The following is a 17,385-nucleotide window of genomic DNA, read 5'->3' on the forward strand; positions in this document are numbered from 1 at the left end:
ACCGTTTGCAAAAGCGGGCGTTCGGCCTCAGGGGATACTTATATCACCAGGGTGTTGGCTTCGGCGAGGTCGCCTTTGGTCTCCAGCCAGTTGCGGCGGTCCGAGGCGCGCTTTTTGGCCAGGAGCATGTCGAACAGGGCGTCCGGAGCGTCGTCTTCGTCCCCTGTGGTGAGCTGGAGAAGCCGCCGGGTGTCCTCGGCCATGGTGGTCTCCCGGAGCTGCAAGGGGTTCATCTCGCCCAGGCCCTTGAATCGCACTACGTTGACGGTGCCGCGCTTTTTCTCCTTGGCAATGCGGTCCAGGATGACCTGTTTTTCCGACTCGTCCAGGGCGTAGTGCACCTCCTTGCCGATGTCGATACGGAAGAGGGGCGGCATGGCCACATACACATGGCCCTCTTCCACCAGGGGGCGGAAGTGCTTGAGGAACAGGGCGCAGAGCAGGGTGGCAATATGAAGGCCGTCGGAGTCCGCATCGGCCAGGATGCACACCTTGCCGTAGCGCAGCTGCTTAAGGTCGTCGGAGCCGGGGTCCACGCCAAGGGCCACGGCAATGTCGTGGATCTCCTTGGAGTTCAGGACCATCTCAGGCTCCACCTCCCAGGTGTTGAGGATCTTGCCGCGCAGGGGCATGATGGCCTGGGTCTGGCGATCTCGGGCCTGTTTGGCCGAGCCCCCTGCGGAATCACCCTCCACCAGAAAGAGCTCGGTGCGGGCGATGTCGGTCTCCACGCAGTCGGCCAGCTTACCGGGAAGAGCCGGGCCCTGGGTGATCTTCTTGCGCGCCACCTTTTTACCGGCTTTCATGCGCTTCTGGGCCCTGGCCAGGGCCATCTCGGCCAGGAACTCCCCTTCAACCGTGTTCTGGTTGAGCCAGAGGCTGAAGGCGTCCTTGGCAATGCCCGAGACATAGGCGGCGACCTGACGCGAGGAGAGGCGCTCCTTGGTCTGGCCAGAGAACTGCGGGTCAGCCATTTTTACGGAGAGAACGTAGGCGCAGTTTTCCCAGATGTCTTCAGGGGCAAGGCGCACGCCCCGGGGCAGCAGCTTGTGGATGTCGCAGAATTCCCTCAAGGCGGCAAGCAGGCCGCTCCTCAGGCCGTTGACGTGGGTACCGCCCTGGGCCGTGGGGATGAGGTTGACGTAGCTCTCGGCCACCACTGTGCCCCCTTCGGGGAGCCAGGTGACGGCCCAGGAGGCGGCTTCGCTGTCCCCTTCCAGCTCTCCGATAAAGGGCGGGGAGGGGACCTGCTCCAAGTCGCCCAGGCTTTCGGTGAGGTAAGCGGAGAGGCCGTCCTCATAATACCAGCGGTGCTTTTCTCCCCCGGGGATGTCCCGGAAGCAGACGGTGAGGCCTTTGCAGAGAACGGCCTTGGCCTTGAGGATGTGGATGAGTCGCCTCACCGAGAATTTGGCGCTGTCGAAGTAGCTGGCGTCGGGCCAGAACCGGACTGTGGTGCCGGTGTTTCTCCGGCCCACTTCCCCCACCTGGGTCAGGGGAGAGACTGTCTCTCCGTGCTCAAAGGCGATGGCGTACTTCTTGCCGTCCCGCCGGATCTCTACTTCCACCCGGGTACACAGGGCGTTGACCACCGAGACACCCACGCCGTGAAGGCCGCCTGAAAAGGTGTAGTTCTTGCCGGAAAACTTGGCGCCGGCATGGAGACGGGTCATGATGAGCTCCACACCGGTGATCCCCTCTTCGGGGTGGATGTCCACGGGCATGCCGCGTCCGTTGTCGCTTACCTCCAGGGAGCCGTCCTCATAGAGCACCACCGAGACCTTGTCCGCGTACCCGGCGATGGCCTCGTCCACGCTGTTGTCGATGGCCTCCTGGGCCAGGTGGTTGGGGCGGTCGGTGTCGGTGTACATGCCCGGACGGCGCCTGACGGGGTCAAGGCCCTTGAGGACCTCGATGGCATCCGCATCATATCGTTTTTCATGCAAGTCCATAGTGGTGAAACAACACTCCTAGAAAATCCGATTCAACGTCTTTTAAACGCAAGGGATACATCCGGCAGGGGCGGCGCGTGCCGCGTGTGCCGTGGGGTTTGCCGATACCGGAAGATGGGCCGCTGGTGACGAAGGCCGGCCGTGGAAGGCAGCACCAAAGATGGCCGCCATGGCGCTCCGGTTTCGGTATCATAACCTTTTTTGAAGTTTTCGCAATTTTTTTGTGGGGGCGGGGAGGGCAGGGACCTATCGTGAGACATAACGACGGGTTGTGAAGCTGGGAAGGGCGGATGAAAACACTACAGGCTCTCTCGAATGGGTGCTGATGGCGTCAAGAGAGCCTGAGGTCTTCTGCGGGCGGTACGTGGGATGATGACGGGATCGGCGGCGGTCGGTGTCAGGCGGTGTTCCAACGGCAAAAAGGCAGGTCTGCCGGCGCGGCAAATTCTTTGTGCCGGAGTCGGGACCCACCCACCGAACGCGTTATGAACCGGTCAATCAAGCCTGAGCGAAAACCACTACTTGGCGGCTTTGATCACGTTGCCGGACTTGATGCAGCTGGTGCATACGGTCATCTTCTTCACGGTGCCGTTTTTGAGGGCACGAACGTTCTGAAGGTTGGGATTGAAACGGCGCTTGTTGACATTGTGGGCGTGGCTCACGTTGTTGCCAACCATCGGCTTTTTGCCACATATTTCACACATCTTGGACATGTTGCACACTCCTTTTTTCACGTTGATGGCTTTGTAAAACGGCCGGTAGGGCCGGATATCCATTCGGCAAGACACAAGTGGTTTACCGGCTCTTTTTTACGAACCCGTCAAGGCGTCAGGTGACGTAAAAAAATAACGAGTCTGTATAAAACAAAAGTCAGGCCGTGTAAAGCCTTTTTATCGCTTCGAATCAAACGGGAAGAAGGGCCGGCGCTTCAGCGCCCGCCCTTTTGCTTCCTGCGGGTTGCTTACGGGGGTGACCGCACGGGGAAACAGGCCTATTCGGCGTCCTTGGCTTCCTCTTCGGCCAGCTTTTCCCGGGACTGAGTCGCCAGCTTCTGGGCTTCTTCGTCATACCCGAGACCGGCGTAGGCGTCGATCACCGTCTGGAAACGGTGAAGGGCGCTTTTGTACTTTTTGTTCTTCAGGTAATAGCGGCCGACGTACATTTCGTGACCGGCAAGGCTCTTCAGGCAGACCTCCCTCTTTTTCTTCGCCTCATCCACATAGGCGCTCTCGGGGTACTGCCTGATCAGGCGCGTAAAGATGGAGATCGCCTTGATGGCCTGGGCCTGGTCCCTGTCCACCGTGTCCAGCCGGTTGAAGTAACAAAGGGCCTGCTGGTTGATGATGTAGTCAATGGACTCGTGCCGGGGGTGGAGCTTTTCAAACTCTTCGTAGGCAATGGCGGCCTCGTCGTAGGCTTCCATTTTGAAGTGGGCCTCGGCGATGTTGAACTCCGCCTCCACGGCCAGCTTGTCAAAGGGGTACCAGTCCCTGAGTTTGGTGTAGATCTTGATGGCCTCTTCGTAGCGTTCCTTTTCAAACTGGACCCTGGCGTCTTCGGCCAGCTCCGGGGCCAGCTTCTCTTCTTTGGTCTTGGAACCGCAGGAGACAAAGGCAAGCGTAACAAAGGCGATGAGTACGAGGGAGATCAGACGCTTCATGGATCAGTGCCCTTCTATGTAGTGTTCAGCCGAGGTGGCGGCAATGGCGCTGTCGCCCACTGCCGTGGCAATCTGGCGCAGGGGGGTGCTCCGGACGTCGCCTGCGGCAAACACACCGGGGATGTTGGTGGCCATGTTGGCGTCGGTCTTGATGAAATTCCACTCATCCATGTCCAGGGCAGTGCCCAGAAAGTCGGTGTTGGGCAGAATACCGATCCAGATGAAGCAGCCTTCCGCGGCGATCCTCGTCTCTTCTTCGGTCTTCACGTTTTTCACGGTGACGCCTTCAAGCCCGAAGAATCCGTCCAGGCCGGTGACCACGGAGTCCCAGACCATTTCGATCTTGTCGCTGGCCAGGGCCCGCTCCTGAAGGATCTTGGCGGCCCGGAGCTGGTCGCGTCGGTGGACCAGGTAGACCTTTTTGGCAAACTTGGTGAGGTAGAGGCTCTCCTGGACGGCGGTGTCGCCCCCGCCCACGGCCACGACGGTTTTGTCTTTGAAGAAGGGGCCGTCGCAGGTGCCGCAATAAGAGACGCCCTTGCCGTGGAATTTATCCTCGCCCACGTGCAGGGTGCGGGGGGAAGCCCCGGTGGTGATGATGACGGTCTTTGCCGTGAGGACCTTGCCCCCGACGGTGATGGACTTTACCTCGCCTTCGAGTTCGGCCTTTTCCACCTCGCCGTATTCGAATTTGAGGTCGAACTGGCGGGCCTGCTCCAGCATCTTGTCGGAGAGGTCGGGACCGCTGATGCCCTCGGGAAAGCCGGGATAGTTTTCAATCCAATCGGTGATGAGAACCTGGCCGCCGGTGGCGGCTTTCTCAACCAGGACGGTGTTGAGGCGTGCGCGGGATGCGTACATGCCTGCGGTGAGGCCGGCGGGGCCACCGCCGATGATGATCAGGTCGTAGTTGTTTTCTGCCATGTCTTCCATCCAGAATCGACGGGGCACTGATGACGGTGCGGCCCGTTCCTTTGCCATCCGGCGAAAAGAGCGGGCCGCGTATACGCCCGGACGTGCTCCGTCCGTATGATGCCTGCGCGTGTTCTGCGGATCATGCCCCGGGCCGGGGCGCTGTGCAGGGCGCGGTCATCGGGTCAGTCTTAGAGAAGCTTGCCGATGGTCTCTTCCAGCTTTGCCTTGGCCGTCATGCCGGTGATGGTGTCCACAACCTCGCCGCCCTTGATAAAGAGCAGGGTGGGGATGGCGCGCACTTCATAGCGGCTGGGGGAAAGGGGGTTGTCGTCCACGTTGCATTTTACGAACTTTACTTTGCCGTCGTACGTGCCGGAGAGCTCTTCGATGATGGGACCGATGGCTCGACAGGGGCCGCACCAGGGGGCCCAGAAGTCCACAACAACGGGAAGGTCGGCGCTCATCACTTCAGTTTCAAACGTGTCATCTGTAATATTGAGGATACCTTCAGCCATGATCGTTTTCCTTTACTTGATATGGGTTGTTTTTCGATGATTTTCTTTGCGTTGAAATATATTTACGCTTCACGGGCTTGTCAAGTGGCCCCCTTCGGGAATCCCGGGTGGGTGAATCCTTCGACGGGCGGGGCGGCCTGAGGCAGCGTAAAAAACGTCGGCATCCCCGGTAGATGGGGGGCCTCGATATGGGGTGGGCGTTGGTGCCGGGCTGCGGGCCGGCGATGTTGTTACACGCTCTGGCTTTTGCGGGGCCTGGATTTCATTGAGTATACCTTCTTTGGAGCGAATGGGAAAGGCCCCTTGTACCGGATTCCAGGGCCAGCGCCTTTAACAATTCCGTTGCCTCCGGCGTGTCGCTTTTTGAAAAAAGCTTCATAAAAACGTTCCGGTAATCAAGACGCGCCTCAAAAAAATGAAACCTGTGTGTCAAACTTTTCAAACGTTTTGCCCCCGGCAGGGCCGCCGGAGGCAAAATCTAAATGCGTTTGCCCTGTACCGGCTCCCCTTACACCGGAAGGCTTTGGTTCCAGGTGAGGGTGTCTGTGATGATCTTTCCGATGTGATGTTCTGCAAGGTTGACGGCGCGTGCCTCCCTGGCCATTTCAGTCCACTGGCCCTGTTCAAAGGCCCTGGCAAACCGAAGGAAGGGGGCCTGGGGGCCGGTGCCGCTGGTGAGGGCCGCCACGGTTGCCGGGGAGAGGGGCAGGTGGCTGAGCACCTCCTTCATGGGACGATGCAAAATGGTGTCGATGAGGGAGAAGATCCCCAGGGTGAAAAGCTCCGCAGGGTCGGTCCGCAGGCTGGAATGGCCCACGGCAAGCTCGCAGATGCGCCCGCGCACCGCTGAGACGCGCAGCAGCTCTTCCGGGACGTCCGAGGCGATGTTCCCCATGGCGATAAGGCCCACCAGGCGGCGCACCTCGTCAAGGCCCAGCATGCGAAGGGCTTCCCGCAGGGAGGAGGCCGGATGCTTGAGGCCGTACCAGGCGCTGTTCAAATGGGAGAGGAGCTTGAACACAATGGCCACGTCCGTCACCACGAGGCGTTCCACAGCTTCCACATCCACGTCGGAGCGGTTGATCTCGGCCACCAGCCGCAGCAGGGTAAGGTTGGACGCGGGGATCTCTTTGCCGGAGATGATCTCCGGCCGACAGAAGAAGTACCCCTGGAAAAGGCTGAAGCCCAGTCCGGCGGCCCAGGCAAACACCTCACGGGATTCCACCTTTTCCGCCAGGAGGGTGATTCCCCGTTTCCGGGCGGAGCGCGCCAGGGCTTCCACCTTCTCGGGCGGGGTGTCCAAAAGGTCCACCTTGATGATGTCGGCCACCTCGAGGAAAGGGCTGGAGGCGGCGTCCAGCACAAAATCATCCAGGGCCACGGTGTACCCCCGGGCCCGGGCTTCGGCCAGGGCGCGCACGACTTTGGGGGTGGCGGGTACGGTTTCCAGCACCTCGATGACGGTCTGTTTCAGGGGGAAAAGGCTTGGGATTCCGTCGTTTATCAGTTTTTCGGTGAAGTTGATAAAGGCATACTTTCCGTTTGTTAAGGTGTCGATGCCTATGGTAAAGAAGCTGCTGGAGAGAAGCTGAGACGTGGCCATGTCCCCGTCCATTTCTTCGGGCATGGCATTGTGTCTGCCGTTTCGAAAGAGAAGCTCATAACCGTAGACCTGCGTGCGTGTATCAAAGATCGGTTGCCGTGCTATATGGATCTGATTCGTCGTTACTCCCCGGTGTGCCGTTGAACCTGGTCGAACCCTGGTGTCTGTGCAAGAGCCGAAAGTATAGGGAAACAGCGAGGGGCGGTCAAAAGAAAAAGAGATGGTCGCTCCCGAGAGAGGTGTTTTGCTGCGGGACCGCACGATAAAACCAGGTAAAGGAGTCGGATGAAAGGGAATTCTAAGATGAACATCGGTGTGTTGGTTTGGGGAAGGTCGACGTGCGGATTTGTCACTGGTTGGCGGCCGTGGGCGACCTGGATGTGAATATCGCCTGTGTGGGCTCGGACAACCCCGATGCAGGCGGCCTGCAACGGGCCGATAAGGCGGGCATTCCCACCTTTGTCACCGATTACGGCGCCCTTTTTGGCCGCTGGCGGGACGGGGCTCCCCTGCCCGAGGATTTCTGTCTGGAGACCGTGGCCGCCCGCCAGAGCCTGATGAAAGGCAGTGATCCGGACTCCCTGAGGGCCTTCCTTGAGAAGCGTGCCATGGCCGAATCGGCCCTGCTGGCCGCCCTGGTACCCTACAAGATCGACCTGCTTGTGCTGGCCGGGTTCATGCGGGTCCTGACCCCCGACTCCATGCCCTCAACACCGACCCGAACCGGCCCCGCATGATGAACATCCACCCGGCCCTTCTCCCCGCCCTTCCCGGTATCAGCTACTGGTACAAAGCCTTCCGTTACGGCTGCAAAGGCGGGGGTGACCGTTCATTTTGTGGACTACGGCGAGGACTCCGGCCCCATCATCGGCCAGAGCAGCTTTTCCATTGAACCGGGAGACGACCTGGATGCCGTCAAGAAAAAAGGCCTGGCCGAAGAGTGGCGCCTTTTCCCCGAATGTATCCGTCTTTACGCCGAAGGCCGCCTGAACGTTGTGGAGCGTGAAGGGTCGCGCGTGGTGGAGATTCTCCCCGAGAAGGATTGATCTGCTGAAAACGCTTGGTAGAAAAATATAAAAGGCCACGTCCGTGCGACTGCATGGGCGTGGCCTTTTGTGTTTTGTAAGGCGATGTCGATCAATATACGAACCTCTTCGAATGAATCGATACGGCTCTTAAAACCTGTTTGTTAAACTTTTTAAAAGTTTAGCCCCCGGCAGGGCCGCCGGAGGCATTTGTTGCTCTTTATCCGTTGAGGATTCGGGCCATCATGGGCAGGGCCACGGCCGTGCCGATGGTGCTGCCCAGGTTGGTGAAGACCACCACGAGGAGGACCCGGGTCACCTTGTTGCGCCAGAAGCCTTTGACCGAGAGGATGTCGTCTCCCAGGCTCTCGAAGTCCATGACCTTGGGCTTGCGCACAAAGGCCTCCACGAGGCCGGAGACCCAGCCTGCAGCCACCATGGGGTTCAGGGAGGTCAGGGGGGCGGCAAGGACCGCCGAGGCAATGGTGGCGGGGTGCCCGAAGGCGATGATGGCCCCGATACCCGCCAGGATGCCGTTGGCGGCGATCCACCAGCCCATCATGCCGGCACCGGCTTCGGCGCCGCCACTGGAAAACCCGTAGATGATCAGGGCGGTGACCAGAAGGGGCAGGCCCCACTTCAGGACCTTACCGGTCTTTCCCGGCGGGGGGACCTCATCTAAGGTGGTAATATCGATGGTGTTGTCGAAGTAGCGCAGGATGCCGGGCAGGTGGCCTGCCCCCACCACGGCCACGACCTTGTCTCCGGCCGCGTGGCGGATGTTGTGGGCCAGGTAGCGGTCCCGTTCGTCGATGAGGATCTCCCGAAGGGCCGGGTGGGATTTGCCCACGTCTTCCAGCACGCTCTCCAGCATGTCCTGGTTCTTGAGCTTTTCGATCTCCTCTTCTTCGATGTCGTCGGCGCTGCCCACGGAAAGAAGCATCTGGAAGAGCAGGGAAACCTTCTTGAAAAAGCCCATGGAGTGCCAGGCCCGGGACAACGTGGTCTGGACGTTCCGGTCGGCGAGCACCAGCTCAGCCTCCACTTCGTCTGCCTTGGCCACCGCGCGGATCATCTCCTCCCCGGGGCGGATGTCGAATTTTTCAGCCACCTTTTTCTGGAACGAGGCCAACAGCAGGTTGGCCAGGAGGAGAAAGGATTTCTTCTCCCGGATCACCTTGATGATGTCCATGTTGCGCCAGGCGTCCCGTTCGGTCATGGACTGATAGCGGGCCTGACAGAGCTCCACGCACACGGCGTTGGGCTTCTCCTCTTCGATGACGCGCTCCACGAGTTCGGCGCTTTCGCGGGAGACGTGGGCGGTGCCGATGATGATGTACTCCTTGCCGTCGCGCGTCAGGCGTTTGACCATCTCTGTGTTTTGTTCCGTCGATTCCATTATACTAAGGTATCCCTTGTGGTTCACATGTCAGTGGGGTTCCGGGTCAGTCGCAGGGCGATGCGCTGCTGTCGCCCTGGGCCCAACGCTCCAAAAAGTAATCGGGGACGGGCGTGCTGCCTATTTCCCCGGGAAGGTCGATCAGCATGGCTTCGGTGATCTCCTGTTCGGTTTCGTCGCCCAGGAGCAGGGCAATGCCAAGGGCCCGTTGAAGGTGCCAGGCCGCGTCTTCGGATTGCTCCATGAGCGCCAGGCAGCGGCCCATTTCCCGAAGGTCTCCGGCCATGCGGAGCAGGGCGCCCCGTTTTTGGTCCGCCTTGAGGGCGTTGGAGAAGGCGGTAAAAGCCTCGTCAAAACGTCCCAGGTAAAGGTGGCATTTGCCGAGGGCCACGTTCAGGGAGGCCTCGAACGCGGGGGGCGGGTTTTGCTCTTTTTGGGCAAGGGCCTGAAGCATGACCAGTGCCCCTTGGGCGTCACCGGTTTCCCGCATGAGGTTGGCCCGCACAACCTGTGCCTGGGGCCAGGAGAACCCCGCCTCAAGGGCGCTGCTGTCTGCCAGGTCCAGCCGGTTCTCCGCCAGAATCGCAGACCCGCCCATCAGGTGGGCGGCGGCCATGTTCGTCAGCACCCGGACTTCGCCCCGGGTGTTGTCCCTGTTGCCGTGGAGCCACAGGGCCTGTTCGTAATAGACCAGGGCCTCTGTTTCCTGCCCGTTTTCCAGGTAGAGGTTGCCGAGGTTGTTGAAGCAGGCTGCCAGGGCGTCCTGGTCGTCGGCCAGGGTAAAGAGTTCCACTGCCTTGAAGTAACTCTCCACCGCCTTCTGGGAACAGCCCTGGATGGCGAGCCGGTCGCCGGTCTCCACGGCGCGGGCGCCCTTGGTATAAAACGGGTTTGTGGGCGCAGGGGCCTTGCCGCCGGTGGCGCAGGCAGAGCATCCGGCGAGGATCGCAACCGATATGAACAGCGCAAGGGGTTTCATGGGTATGTTACCTCCTGTGATCAGCGTGAACCGAGGCAGTGATTTGTGTGGCTCATCACGGGCGTCGAGCGGGGCGGCGATGGGTTCAAGTAATAGGGCATCCCAAGGCCACTCTCTACAAGATCATGCGCCCGGCATGCGGGGAAGCCCGGTATATAGTATGTGGTGGGGCTCCAACACCCTGCAATGCAAGGCCATCATATATACACCCATCACGTTGACCCTGTCACCAAAAAACTCCGGAGGACCCGGTAGGGACGCTGTCTATGGATACGCGGATTTGTATCGATAGAAACAATTGGACAGGGCCCTTTGGGGCGGAGATTATGCAATTCGGACGGGCCGCGTCGTGCCCGTGATACATGGCGTTGACAGTTTTCGGACACCCGATGAAGGAATATCATGGAAACACTCGATTTTAAAGGGCTGGCATGTCCCCAGCCCGTGATTCGCACCAAGGCGTATCTGGAAGAAACCGCCGACTGCCTTGATCTCGCCGTACAGGTGGACAACAGGGCTGCGGCGGAAAATGTGACCCGTTTTCTGGAAGGCCAGGGCTTTGCCGTGGCCACGGAAGGAGGGGACGACCTCTTTACCGTCTCCGGCCGACGCACCGAAACCGGGGCGTCACCCGCGGCTTCCGAAGGACCCGCTTCTACAGGGTCTGTCCTTGTGATGATCACCCACAACACCATCGGCACCGGGGATCTGGACCTGGGCGGCAAGCTCATGCTCAACTTTCTGAAGACCCTGCCCGAGATGGGGGACGGCCTCTGGCGGATCATGCTCGTCAACGAGGGCGTCAAGCTTGTCTGCCGGGACACCGAGACCCTGGCCGAGCTCTCCGCCCTGGAGAAAAGCGGAGTCAGCCTCCTGGTGTGCGGCACCTGCCTCGAACACTTCGGCCTCATGGAGGACAAGGGCGCGGGCATTACCACCAACATGCTTGATATCGTCACCAGCCTCCAGGTGGCGGACAAGGTGATCAATATCTGACCCCCGGTGATGCAAGGTGGGGGAGGGTTTGCTTTCATGGGTTCGGCTCCTGCCGCGCCCATGATTTGTTTTGACCCCGTGAAAAGGCTTCGGTATACTTTTTTGCCAGAAAGATATTCAGGGAAGTGGCAGGGATGGTTGTCTGACGTTTCAACGGGTTGGCCCCGTCGGGTCTCCCCCTTTTATGCGATTTTACGCGAAGGAACCCCCTCATCCATGAAACGAACCCACGACGAGGCTCCCATCGACGTTGACGAGCTCATGGACATCATGGGCGGCGACCGGACATTGATCCGGGAGTGCCTTGTGGATTTCTCCCGGGAATACGACGGAATGATTGCGGCCATCCGTGATGCCTCGGCCAAAGGGGACGGCGAGTCCCTGGAGAGGGCCGCACACGCCTTGAAAGGGAGCCTCACCTATCTCGCGGCACGCCCCGCCGCCGCAGCGGCCTTTGAGCTGGAAAAAACGGGCCGGGGAGGCCAGCTCAACGAGCTGGAGTCAAAGCTGGCGGATTTGGAGCTGGAGTGCGGCAAGCTGTGGGCCTTTCTCAAGGGCTTCATGAACTGAAGACCCGGTGTTTCAAGAGGTTATCGTTGCTGCTGGTCCCACCTTTTTTCATGGGCCTCCCTGTGTTGTCCACCCCGGGCCTGCTTTACAAAGACGGGATGCTGTGACATAACATACCGGCGCCCCATGCCTTGGGCGGGCTGCTGTGTATTGTGGACATCACGTCAATTCCGGGGGGGAAGGCATCGCCCATGCTCACAGAACTTTCCATTCGACATTTCGCGATCATCGATGATCTATCCATCTCGTTCGACGAGGGACTGACCGTTCTCAGCGGGGAAACCGGTGCGGGCAAGTCGATCATCATCAACGCCTTGAACCTTCTTCTCGGAGGGCGGGCCTCCGCGTCCCTTGTACGCACCGGAGAGGCCGCAGCCGAGGTGGAGGGGCACTTTGCCGTTCCGCAAGGGAGCGACACCGCCGAAAGGCTCACCGCCATGGGGCACGACCCTGCCGAAGGGCTCCTCGTGCGCCGGGTAATCTCGGCCACGGACCGTCACCGGGTCTATATCAACGGTCGCCTTGCCACCATGCAGCTCCTGGCCGAACTCACGGAAAACCTTGCCAGCATCTCCGGTCAACACGCACACCAGGCCCTTTTAAAGGAGGAACTCCACCTCCTCTTCCTCGACCGTTTTGCAGGGCTCATGCCCCTGCGCGATAAGGTGGCAAAGGCCTACCACGCCCTGGCGCCCCTCCTTGAAACCCTCCGCAAAAAAGAGGCCCTGAAACAGCGCCAGCAAGAGCAGGAAGAGCTCCTGCGTTTTCAAAAGGAAGAGCTGGACGCCGCAGCCCTGGAGCCGGGGGAGGACACTTTCCTCGAATCCGAACGGGTGCGCCTGAGAAACGCCGAGTCCCTGTTGCGCACGGCAGGCGACGGGGTGGCCACCCTGTATACCGCCGAGGGCGCTGTCTACGAGCAGGTTACCCAGCTGAAAAAGGAGCTGGAGAAAGGGGCCGGAGCCGACAGCGGCATGGTGCCTCTTCTGTCCGAAGCCGAAGAGCTCTGCTATCGGGTGGAAGACCTCTCTCGCAACCTTCAGCAGTACCGCGACGGCATCACCGTGGACGAACGGGCCCTGGACGCCGCCGAAGAGCGCCTCGACTTTCTCAACAAACTCAAACGCAAGTACGTGGGCGCCTCCGCCGATCTCTCGGAACTCATCGACCGCCGCCAGGCCATCGAGGCCGAACTGGCCTCCCTGGAAAATCTGGAGGTGGAGATGGAGGGCCTGGAGGCGGCCATCAGCGAGGCCCGTGAAACCCTCCACGCCCTGTGCCTGACCCTTTCGGAAAAGCGGCAAAAGGCCGCGGGCAAGCTCTCCACCCTGGTGGAAAAAGAGCTGAAAAACCTGGAGATGCCCCGGGCCAGGTTCCATGTGGCCGTTGCCCCCCTGGGCGCGGAGTCCGGCGGCACCGCCGAAGGCCCTGCAGGGGTCCGCATGGGAGAGACCGGCATGGACCGCGCAGTCTTTATGATCGCCCCCAACGTGGACGCAGTTGCCGGAAGATCGCCTCGGGCGGGGAACTCTCCCGCGTGGTCCTGGCCGTGAAAACCATCCTGGCCGAAGGGGACGCCGTGGGCACCGTGGTCTTTGACGAGGTGGACTCCGGCATCGGCGGCGGGGTGGCCGAGGTGGTGGGCATGAAAATTAAGGAGATCGCAGGCCACCACCAGGTGCTTTGCATCACCCACCTGCCCCAGATCGCCAAGTTCGGTACCCACCACTACCGCATCGAAAAGCAGGTGGTGGCCGGGCGCACCTGCACCTCCATCACCCCCCTCTCCGAGGAGGGGCGCGTAAGCGAGATGGCCCGCATGCTCGGCGGGGTCGAAGTGACCCGCGCCACCCTGGAGCATGCCCGCGAGATGCTGGAAACAGCCGGGTAAGGGCTAAGGCCTAAAAAGCAGGCACCGGTCTTGGGGGCAACGCATTTAAACCTTCAGTTGCCTCCGGCGGGTCGCTTTTTGAAAAAAGCTCCGCAAAAACGTTCCGGTAATAAAAAATGAAGAGGGGCCATGCCTTGTAGGGACGCATCCTCAAAAAAACAAACCTGTTTGTCAAACTTTTCAAAAGTTTGGCCCCCGGCAGGGCCGCCGGAGGCAAAAATCTAAATGCGTTAACCCTGCACCGACCTTGACAACACTTAAAAAGTGCCCATAATGTACGGAACTGACGAAGGATTTGATCCCGTATGGCGCGGGATGTTTTTTGGATATACTCCGCGACGCTGTCGCGGTGAGACGATGAAAAGGCGGGGAATCTATGCCCATTTACGAATTTAAGTGCAGCAAGTGTGAAGAGTTCTTTGAACTGCTCGTTATGGGCAGCAACGACGAAGAGGAGTTGAAGTGCCCCAAGTGCGGCTCCCAGAGCTTTGAGCGGGTCATCAGCACCACCAATTTCAAAATGGGGGCGGCTGCCTCCGGCGGCAACCCGACAAACCAGTCCGGCATCCAGAAACGGCAGCAGTGCTCCAGCGGTTCCTGGAGATCACTGACACCCTGGGAGGCCAGGAGTAACTGAGGACTTTCCGTTTAAGTGCACGATTTTGAAACGCCCCAGACGCCGGCACGGCTTATGGTGTTTTGTTTAAACAGAAGTAGTGAATGGTGAGTGGGGGATAGGGCAACGGCTGGGTAAGGGGGGAAGATGTATTCACGGGACGGGATCACGGTGCGGACGGGGCTTGTGGGGGCGGTGCGGTACCTCAAGGCGAGCTGGGCGGTGAGGTACGGTCTGTACCATGAGATCCGGACACCCGCCTACCTGTTTCAGTTCAGCCCGGAAGGGGTGATCCGTAGTCCCTCCAAGAGGGACGTCCGGGGAACCCGGCCCAACGACGGGGACTGGTTCAAACGCACGGCGGGGGTGGTCGGGGTTGACGATTCGGCGGTGGGGACAACGGGGCGTTTTCGGCCATCGGCGAGCACTACATCCCGGTGTTTCCCTATTCCAGCAACGGGGTGATCGGTGAAAAGGCCTACCCCCAGGGGACACTGAACACAGCCCTGCATGCACTGGACGAGCTGACAACCTGGGCGGGTGACGCTGCCAGCGGGGCGCCACCAGAAGTGGCTGAACTCCTGAGCCGCGTGGCCCGGAAAAACTCCCGAAAGGCCCTGTCTGCCCTGGCAGACCGCTTCCACAGCCTGACCCATGGGCCTGTTACTGTTCTGCCCCCGGACTGCCGCCATGTGGACTACGATATCCTGCCCCTGCGACTGGCCCAAGGCTGTCTCTACCATTGCCGGTTCTGCGGGGTGAAGTCCCGGCATGCGTTTTCCGTGGAAACAGGCGAACATGTGGTGGAAGGGGTCGGGGGCTGGCTGATTATTTCAAAGGCGACCTGGCTGACATGGGTGGGGTGTTCTTGGGAGAGCATGATGCCCTTGCCGCAGGGGCAGACGCCGTGATCCGGGCCGCAGAAGCCTGCGAGCCCTTTTTTGCAACAGGGCGACAAGTGGCGGATGCCCCGGGCCTCTTTCTCTTCGGAAGCCCTGATGCCCTTGTGAAGGTGTCCGATGCCCAGTGGCAGGCCCTGGACCGTTTGCCCTTTGACGTGCGGATCAATACCGGGATCGAATCTCTGGATGAGACCACCCTGAATTACCTGGGACGGCCCACTCCCCTGTCCCTGGTCTCCAAGGCCGTGGCACGGGCCGACGAGGTCAACAGGCGGTTCAGCGGGGTGTCGGTCTCCCTTAACATGGTCACCGGATCAGGCCTGCCCGAATCCCATCACACATCCCTGGCGCGGTTCGTGGCCTCCCGCCGTACCCTGGACGCCCCCCTTTACCTCTCGCCCCTGAAAGATCACGCAGACCGGCGCACAACCCTCAATGAACTTACCGCCCTCAAACGCATGGGCCATGTCTGTTTCTACTTGCTTCAACGCCTATAAGGAAAGCCTCCGGCGGGCAGGGGATAAATCCCCTGCACCCCAGGGACGCGAATGCTCCCGGCCTTCGTTCCTCAGGCCGATCACATTCGCTGACGGGCGTAGCCCGAGCCGAAGGCCCTTGCGCTTTGGCCCGAGGAACGAGGGACAAAGCGCAAGGGCAAATCAGCTTTCGAGGTGTTTTCGCAATGGTGGCTTCGCCACCCTCGCCGCCGGAGGCTGTTTTTTGTTACTCCGCTTTGGTCACGGAGCCCTTTCGCATTCCCAGGACGAGGTAGAGGAGCCATCCCACAAAGGGGATGAGGGCGACGATGGCCCAGAGGGCTTTTTTGCCGGTGGTGCCGAAGTCTTTTCTGGCAACATCCACAAAGGCGAGCATGGTGAGGGTGAAGAAGACGAAGCCGATGACGACCCAGGTGCCGAGGGTGGAGCTGGTCAGTCCGTTCAGCGGGTGTTTCCTCGGCGGATTGGTTGCGTCGGGGGTTGGTTTTTCAGGGCATCCATGATGTCGTGGAGCGTGTTTGCGTAATAGATGCTGTGGTTGTACCGCATGAGCACTTTGATGGCTTTTTTGCGTTCGATGCCGGGTTTCCAGCCGAAGTGGCGCAGGTAGTTGGCCACACTTGCGATGGCGTCCTCGTGGGTGTAGAGGCTCATGATGCCGTCCTTGTCCGTCTCCGTCCACACCAAGCTGGAGGATGCCGTGCTGGGTACGACGGGAATGCCCATGGCCCCGGCATAGGAGCCGATGAACTTCCTTGGGTCTTTGCCCACCTGGTCGCTGTAGGTCAGGAGGGCTTTGAGTTCGCGGTAGGCCCACTGGGCCTTGTCCTTTGTCTTTTTCTCAAAGCGCTTGCGGCTGATGCGCCGATTGGGGGGGACTTCCCGCCAGAGGTGTGCCTTGGCCGTGTTGTCCGACAGGGAGGCCAGGGTGGCCAGGATCTTGAAGACCCGCTGGTTGCCGATGTAATTGCCCAGGGCGGTTTCCACCATGAGGACGGCGGTGATGATCTCCTTGTCCACGCCGTAGGCTGCCTCGGCCGCATCCAGGGATGCCGCGTGGCGCTTCAGGTAGGCCCGGCCCGTGGCAAGGGAACTTTTGGTGAGGAAGCGGCCGTAGTTGAGCTTGCCTTCGTTGTGCATGAAGTAGCCGGAGACCCCTTTAACGGCAAAGAGGCGCAGGCCTTCCTGAAAATAGATATCCACCTTCTCTTCGGGGAATCCGTCTTTGACCAGTCTTGCTCGTACCGATTTAAACGGGTCGGGGCTCTTGGTGGCGGCATGGCCGGAGGGCGGCACAAGCCCCAGGAGCATCAGGGCCAGGAAAAACGTGACAAGCAGGCGACGGGTCATTGGGACTCCTGTGGGGTCGGTTGAGTGTCCATGGGGACGAGAATGCGTTGTCGGCGGTCAAACCGGGCCAGATGGGTAACGCCCAGGTTTCGGAGGGTGTTCATGGCAGCGGGAATTCCCGCGCCCACGGCCTGGGCCTTGTGGGCATCGGAGCCCGTGGTCAGGGGAACTTCCTGTGTTACGGCCCGGGCAATGAGGGCCTCGGAAGGATAATAGTCCTTTGCAGGATGGGCCAGGCCACCGGTGTTCACCTCCAGGGCAAGGTTCTGGTGGGCCATGATGTCGATGACCTCGGCAAGGCCCTTTTCCACATCGGCGGGCAGGGGTCGACCGCTTTTTTTGATGACGTCCAGATGGCAGACCACGTCGAAGAAGGGCGTCTCCACCATCTGGCGGACCCTTTCCACATAGCGCCTGCACAGGGCGTCGAAGTCTTTGTCGGGAATGGCCAGGCGTTTGGTGGATGTTGATGCCGTCCACAAAGTGGATGGAGCAGCCGATGAGGTCGAAGTCGA

The 17,385-nt window shown here is 60.3% G+C and carries 19 protein-coding genes and 1 pseudogene; 9 read left to right on the top strand and 11 right to left on the bottom strand.

Annotated elements, in window-relative coordinates; genetic code table 11:
* Window positions 1-38 precede the first annotated feature (38 nt).
* The 6 genes from parE to ACOYW2_RS27455 form a co-directional block, all read right to left on the bottom strand.
* Window positions 39-1,952 carry a DNA topoisomerase IV subunit B gene (gene parE / locus ACOYW2_RS27430; RefSeq protein WP_482768650.1) on the bottom strand — a complete coding sequence of 638 codons (1,914 nt, stop codon included), beginning with the start codon at window positions 1,950-1,952 and terminating at the stop codon, window positions 39-41.
* 518 nt (window positions 1,953-2,470) lie between these two features.
* Window positions 2,471-2,665, bottom strand: a complete 195-nt coding sequence (gene rpmB / locus ACOYW2_RS27435; protein ID WP_180137520.1) for a 50S ribosomal protein L28 — start codon at window positions 2,663-2,665, stop codon at window positions 2,471-2,473.
* Between the two features lie 278 nt (window positions 2,666-2,943).
* Complete coding sequence (locus ACOYW2_RS27440; RefSeq protein ID WP_482414391.1) at window positions 2,944-3,612, bottom strand: outer membrane protein assembly factor BamD; 669 nt, start codon at window positions 3,610-3,612, stop codon at window positions 2,944-2,946.
* Window positions 3,613-3,615: 3 nt separating this feature from the next.
* The gene (gene trxB / locus ACOYW2_RS27445) at window positions 3,616-4,536 is read right to left on the bottom strand and encodes a thioredoxin-disulfide reductase (protein WP_482768651.1); all 921 of its coding nucleotides are present in this window, start codon (window positions 4,534-4,536) and stop codon (window positions 3,616-3,618) included.
* A 179-nt stretch (window positions 4,537-4,715) separates the two neighbouring features.
* The gene (trxA, locus tag ACOYW2_RS27450) at window positions 4,716-5,042 is read right to left on the bottom strand and encodes a thioredoxin (RefSeq protein ID WP_482414393.1); all 327 of its coding nucleotides are present in this window, start codon (window positions 5,040-5,042) and stop codon (window positions 4,716-4,718) included.
* 508 nt (window positions 5,043-5,550) lie between these two features.
* Complete coding sequence (locus ACOYW2_RS27455) at window positions 5,551-6,669, bottom strand: EAL and HDOD domain-containing protein (RefSeq protein WP_482768652.1); 1,119 nt, start codon at window positions 6,667-6,669, stop codon at window positions 5,551-5,553.
* 356 nt (window positions 6,670-7,025) lie between these two features.
* On the opposite strand from ACOYW2_RS27455, the pseudogene purN reads away from it, so the two are divergent.
* A pseudogene (gene purN, locus ACOYW2_RS27460) lies at window positions 7,026-7,691 on the top strand (phosphoribosylglycinamide formyltransferase).
* Between the two features lie 199 nt (window positions 7,692-7,890).
* Here the strand turns inward: purN and ACOYW2_RS27465 are convergent.
* Window positions 7,891-9,069, bottom strand: a complete 1,179-nt coding sequence (locus ACOYW2_RS27465; RefSeq protein WP_482414396.1) for a TraB/GumN family protein — start codon at window positions 9,067-9,069, stop codon at window positions 7,891-7,893.
* Window positions 9,070-9,115: 46 nt separating this feature from the next.
* Window positions 9,116-10,048, bottom strand: a complete 933-nt coding sequence (locus ACOYW2_RS27470; RefSeq protein ID WP_482768653.1) for a tetratricopeptide repeat protein — start codon at window positions 10,046-10,048, stop codon at window positions 9,116-9,118.
* Window positions 10,049-10,450: 402 nt separating this feature from the next.
* On the opposite strand from ACOYW2_RS27470, the gene yedF reads away from it, so the two are divergent.
* From yedF to ACOYW2_RS27510, 8 genes are all read left to right on the top strand, one after another.
* Window positions 10,451-11,044, top strand: a complete 594-nt coding sequence (yedF, locus tag ACOYW2_RS27475; RefSeq protein ID WP_482768654.1) for a sulfurtransferase-like selenium metabolism protein YedF — start codon at window positions 10,451-10,453, stop codon at window positions 11,042-11,044.
* A gap of 216 nt (window positions 11,045-11,260) precedes the next feature.
* Window positions 11,261-11,614 (top strand): Hpt domain-containing protein, encoded by a 354-nt coding sequence (locus tag ACOYW2_RS27480; protein ID WP_180137512.1) that lies wholly within the window; start codon window positions 11,261-11,263, stop codon window positions 11,612-11,614.
* 191 nt (window positions 11,615-11,805) lie between these two features.
* Window positions 11,806-13,167 (top strand): DNA repair protein RecN, encoded by a 1,362-nt coding sequence (locus ACOYW2_RS27485; protein WP_482768655.1) that lies wholly within the window; start codon window positions 11,806-11,808, stop codon window positions 13,165-13,167.
* On the top strand, window positions 13,164-13,505 hold the full coding sequence (locus ACOYW2_RS27490; RefSeq protein WP_482768656.1) for a hypothetical protein: 342 nt from the start codon (window positions 13,164-13,166) through the stop codon (window positions 13,503-13,505). The genes ACOYW2_RS27485 and ACOYW2_RS27490 overlap by 4 nt, the downstream gene beginning before the upstream one ends.
* Before the next feature lie 376 nt (window positions 13,506-13,881).
* Window positions 13,882-14,142: an FmdB family zinc ribbon protein gene (locus ACOYW2_RS27495; RefSeq protein WP_482768657.1), complete on the top strand. Its 261-nt coding sequence runs from the start codon at window positions 13,882-13,884 to the stop codon at window positions 14,140-14,142.
* A 126-nt stretch (window positions 14,143-14,268) separates the two neighbouring features.
* Window positions 14,269-14,586, top strand: a complete 318-nt coding sequence (locus tag ACOYW2_RS27500) for a hypothetical protein (protein ID WP_482768658.1) — start codon at window positions 14,269-14,271, stop codon at window positions 14,584-14,586.
* The gene (locus tag ACOYW2_RS27505) at window positions 14,559-15,032 is read left to right on the top strand and encodes a hypothetical protein (RefSeq protein ID WP_482768659.1); all 474 of its coding nucleotides are present in this window, start codon (window positions 14,559-14,561) and stop codon (window positions 15,030-15,032) included. The genes ACOYW2_RS27500 and ACOYW2_RS27505 overlap by 28 nt, the downstream gene beginning before the upstream one ends.
* On the top strand, window positions 14,990-15,520 hold the full coding sequence (locus tag ACOYW2_RS27510; protein WP_482768660.1) for a hypothetical protein: 531 nt from the start codon (window positions 14,990-14,992) through the stop codon (window positions 15,518-15,520). Before ACOYW2_RS27505 ends, ACOYW2_RS27510 begins: the two co-directional genes overlap by 43 nt.
* Before the next feature lie 226 nt (window positions 15,521-15,746).
* Here the strand turns inward: ACOYW2_RS27510 and ACOYW2_RS27515 are convergent, their stop codons facing one another.
* From ACOYW2_RS27515 to ACOYW2_RS27525, 3 genes are all read right to left on the bottom strand, one after another.
* The gene (locus ACOYW2_RS27515) at window positions 15,747-15,896 is read right to left on the bottom strand and encodes a PLDc N-terminal domain-containing protein (RefSeq protein ID WP_482768661.1); all 150 of its coding nucleotides are present in this window, start codon (window positions 15,894-15,896) and stop codon (window positions 15,747-15,749) included.
* 65 nt (window positions 15,897-15,961) lie between these two features.
* On the bottom strand, window positions 15,962-16,870 hold the full coding sequence (locus ACOYW2_RS27520; RefSeq protein WP_482768662.1) for a lytic murein transglycosylase: 909 nt from the start codon (window positions 16,868-16,870) through the stop codon (window positions 15,962-15,964).
* Window positions 16,867-17,352, bottom strand: coding sequence for a PHP domain-containing protein (locus ACOYW2_RS27525; RefSeq protein WP_482771113.1), 486 nt, complete (start codon window positions 17,350-17,352; stop codon window positions 16,867-16,869). The genes ACOYW2_RS27520 and ACOYW2_RS27525 overlap by 4 nt, the downstream gene beginning before the upstream one ends.
* Window positions 17,353-17,385: the final 33 nt, after the last annotated feature.

Source organism: Desulfoluna sp. CLI2B (assembly GCF_056847375.1).

What these genes read in the sequence shown, in the direction of transcription:
- parE (WP_482768650.1), bottom strand. Translation starts at nt 1,952, where the DNA reads ATGGACTTGCATGAAAAACGATATGATGCGGATGCCATCGAGGTCCTC.
- ACOYW2_RS27480 (WP_180137512.1), top strand. Translation starts at nt 11,261, where the DNA reads ATGAAACGAACCCACGACGAGGCTCCCATCGACGTTGACGAGCTCATG.
- ACOYW2_RS27440 (WP_482414391.1), bottom strand. Translation starts at nt 3,612, where the DNA reads ATGAAGCGTCTGATCTCCCTCGTACTCATCGCCTTTGTTACGCTTGCC.
- ACOYW2_RS27495 (WP_482768657.1), top strand. Translation starts at nt 13,882, where the DNA reads ATGCCCATTTACGAATTTAAGTGCAGCAAGTGTGAAGAGTTCTTTGAA.
- yedF (WP_482768654.1), top strand. Translation starts at nt 10,451, where the DNA reads ATGGAAACACTCGATTTTAAAGGGCTGGCATGTCCCCAGCCCGTGATT.
- ACOYW2_RS27485 (WP_482768655.1), top strand. Translation starts at nt 11,806, where the DNA reads ATGCTCACAGAACTTTCCATTCGACATTTCGCGATCATCGATGATCTA.
- ACOYW2_RS27465 (WP_482414396.1), bottom strand. Translation starts at nt 9,069, where the DNA reads ATGGAATCGACGGAACAAAACACAGAGATGGTCAAACGCCTGACGCGC.
- ACOYW2_RS27455 (WP_482768652.1), bottom strand. Translation starts at nt 6,669, where the DNA reads ATGCCCGAAGAAATGGACGGGGACATGGCCACGTCTCAGCTTCTCTCC.
- trxB (WP_482768651.1), bottom strand. Translation starts at nt 4,536, where the DNA reads ATGGCAGAAAACAACTACGACCTGATCATCATCGGCGGTGGCCCCGCC.
- ACOYW2_RS27500 (WP_482768658.1), top strand. Translation starts at nt 14,269, where the DNA reads ATGTATTCACGGGACGGGATCACGGTGCGGACGGGGCTTGTGGGGGCG.
- ACOYW2_RS27515 (WP_482768661.1), bottom strand. Translation starts at nt 15,896, where the DNA reads ATGCTCGCCTTTGTGGATGTTGCCAGAAAAGACTTCGGCACCACCGGC.
- rpmB (WP_180137520.1), bottom strand. Translation starts at nt 2,665, where the DNA reads ATGTCCAAGATGTGTGAAATATGTGGCAAAAAGCCGATGGTTGGCAAC.
- ACOYW2_RS27520 (WP_482768662.1), bottom strand. Translation starts at nt 16,870, where the DNA reads ATGACCCGTCGCCTGCTTGTCACGTTTTTCCTGGCCCTGATGCTCCTG.
- trxA (WP_482414393.1), bottom strand. Translation starts at nt 5,042, where the DNA reads ATGGCTGAAGGTATCCTCAATATTACAGATGACACGTTTGAAACTGAA.
- ACOYW2_RS27470 (WP_482768653.1), bottom strand. Translation starts at nt 10,048, where the DNA reads ATGAAACCCCTTGCGCTGTTCATATCGGTTGCGATCCTCGCCGGATGC.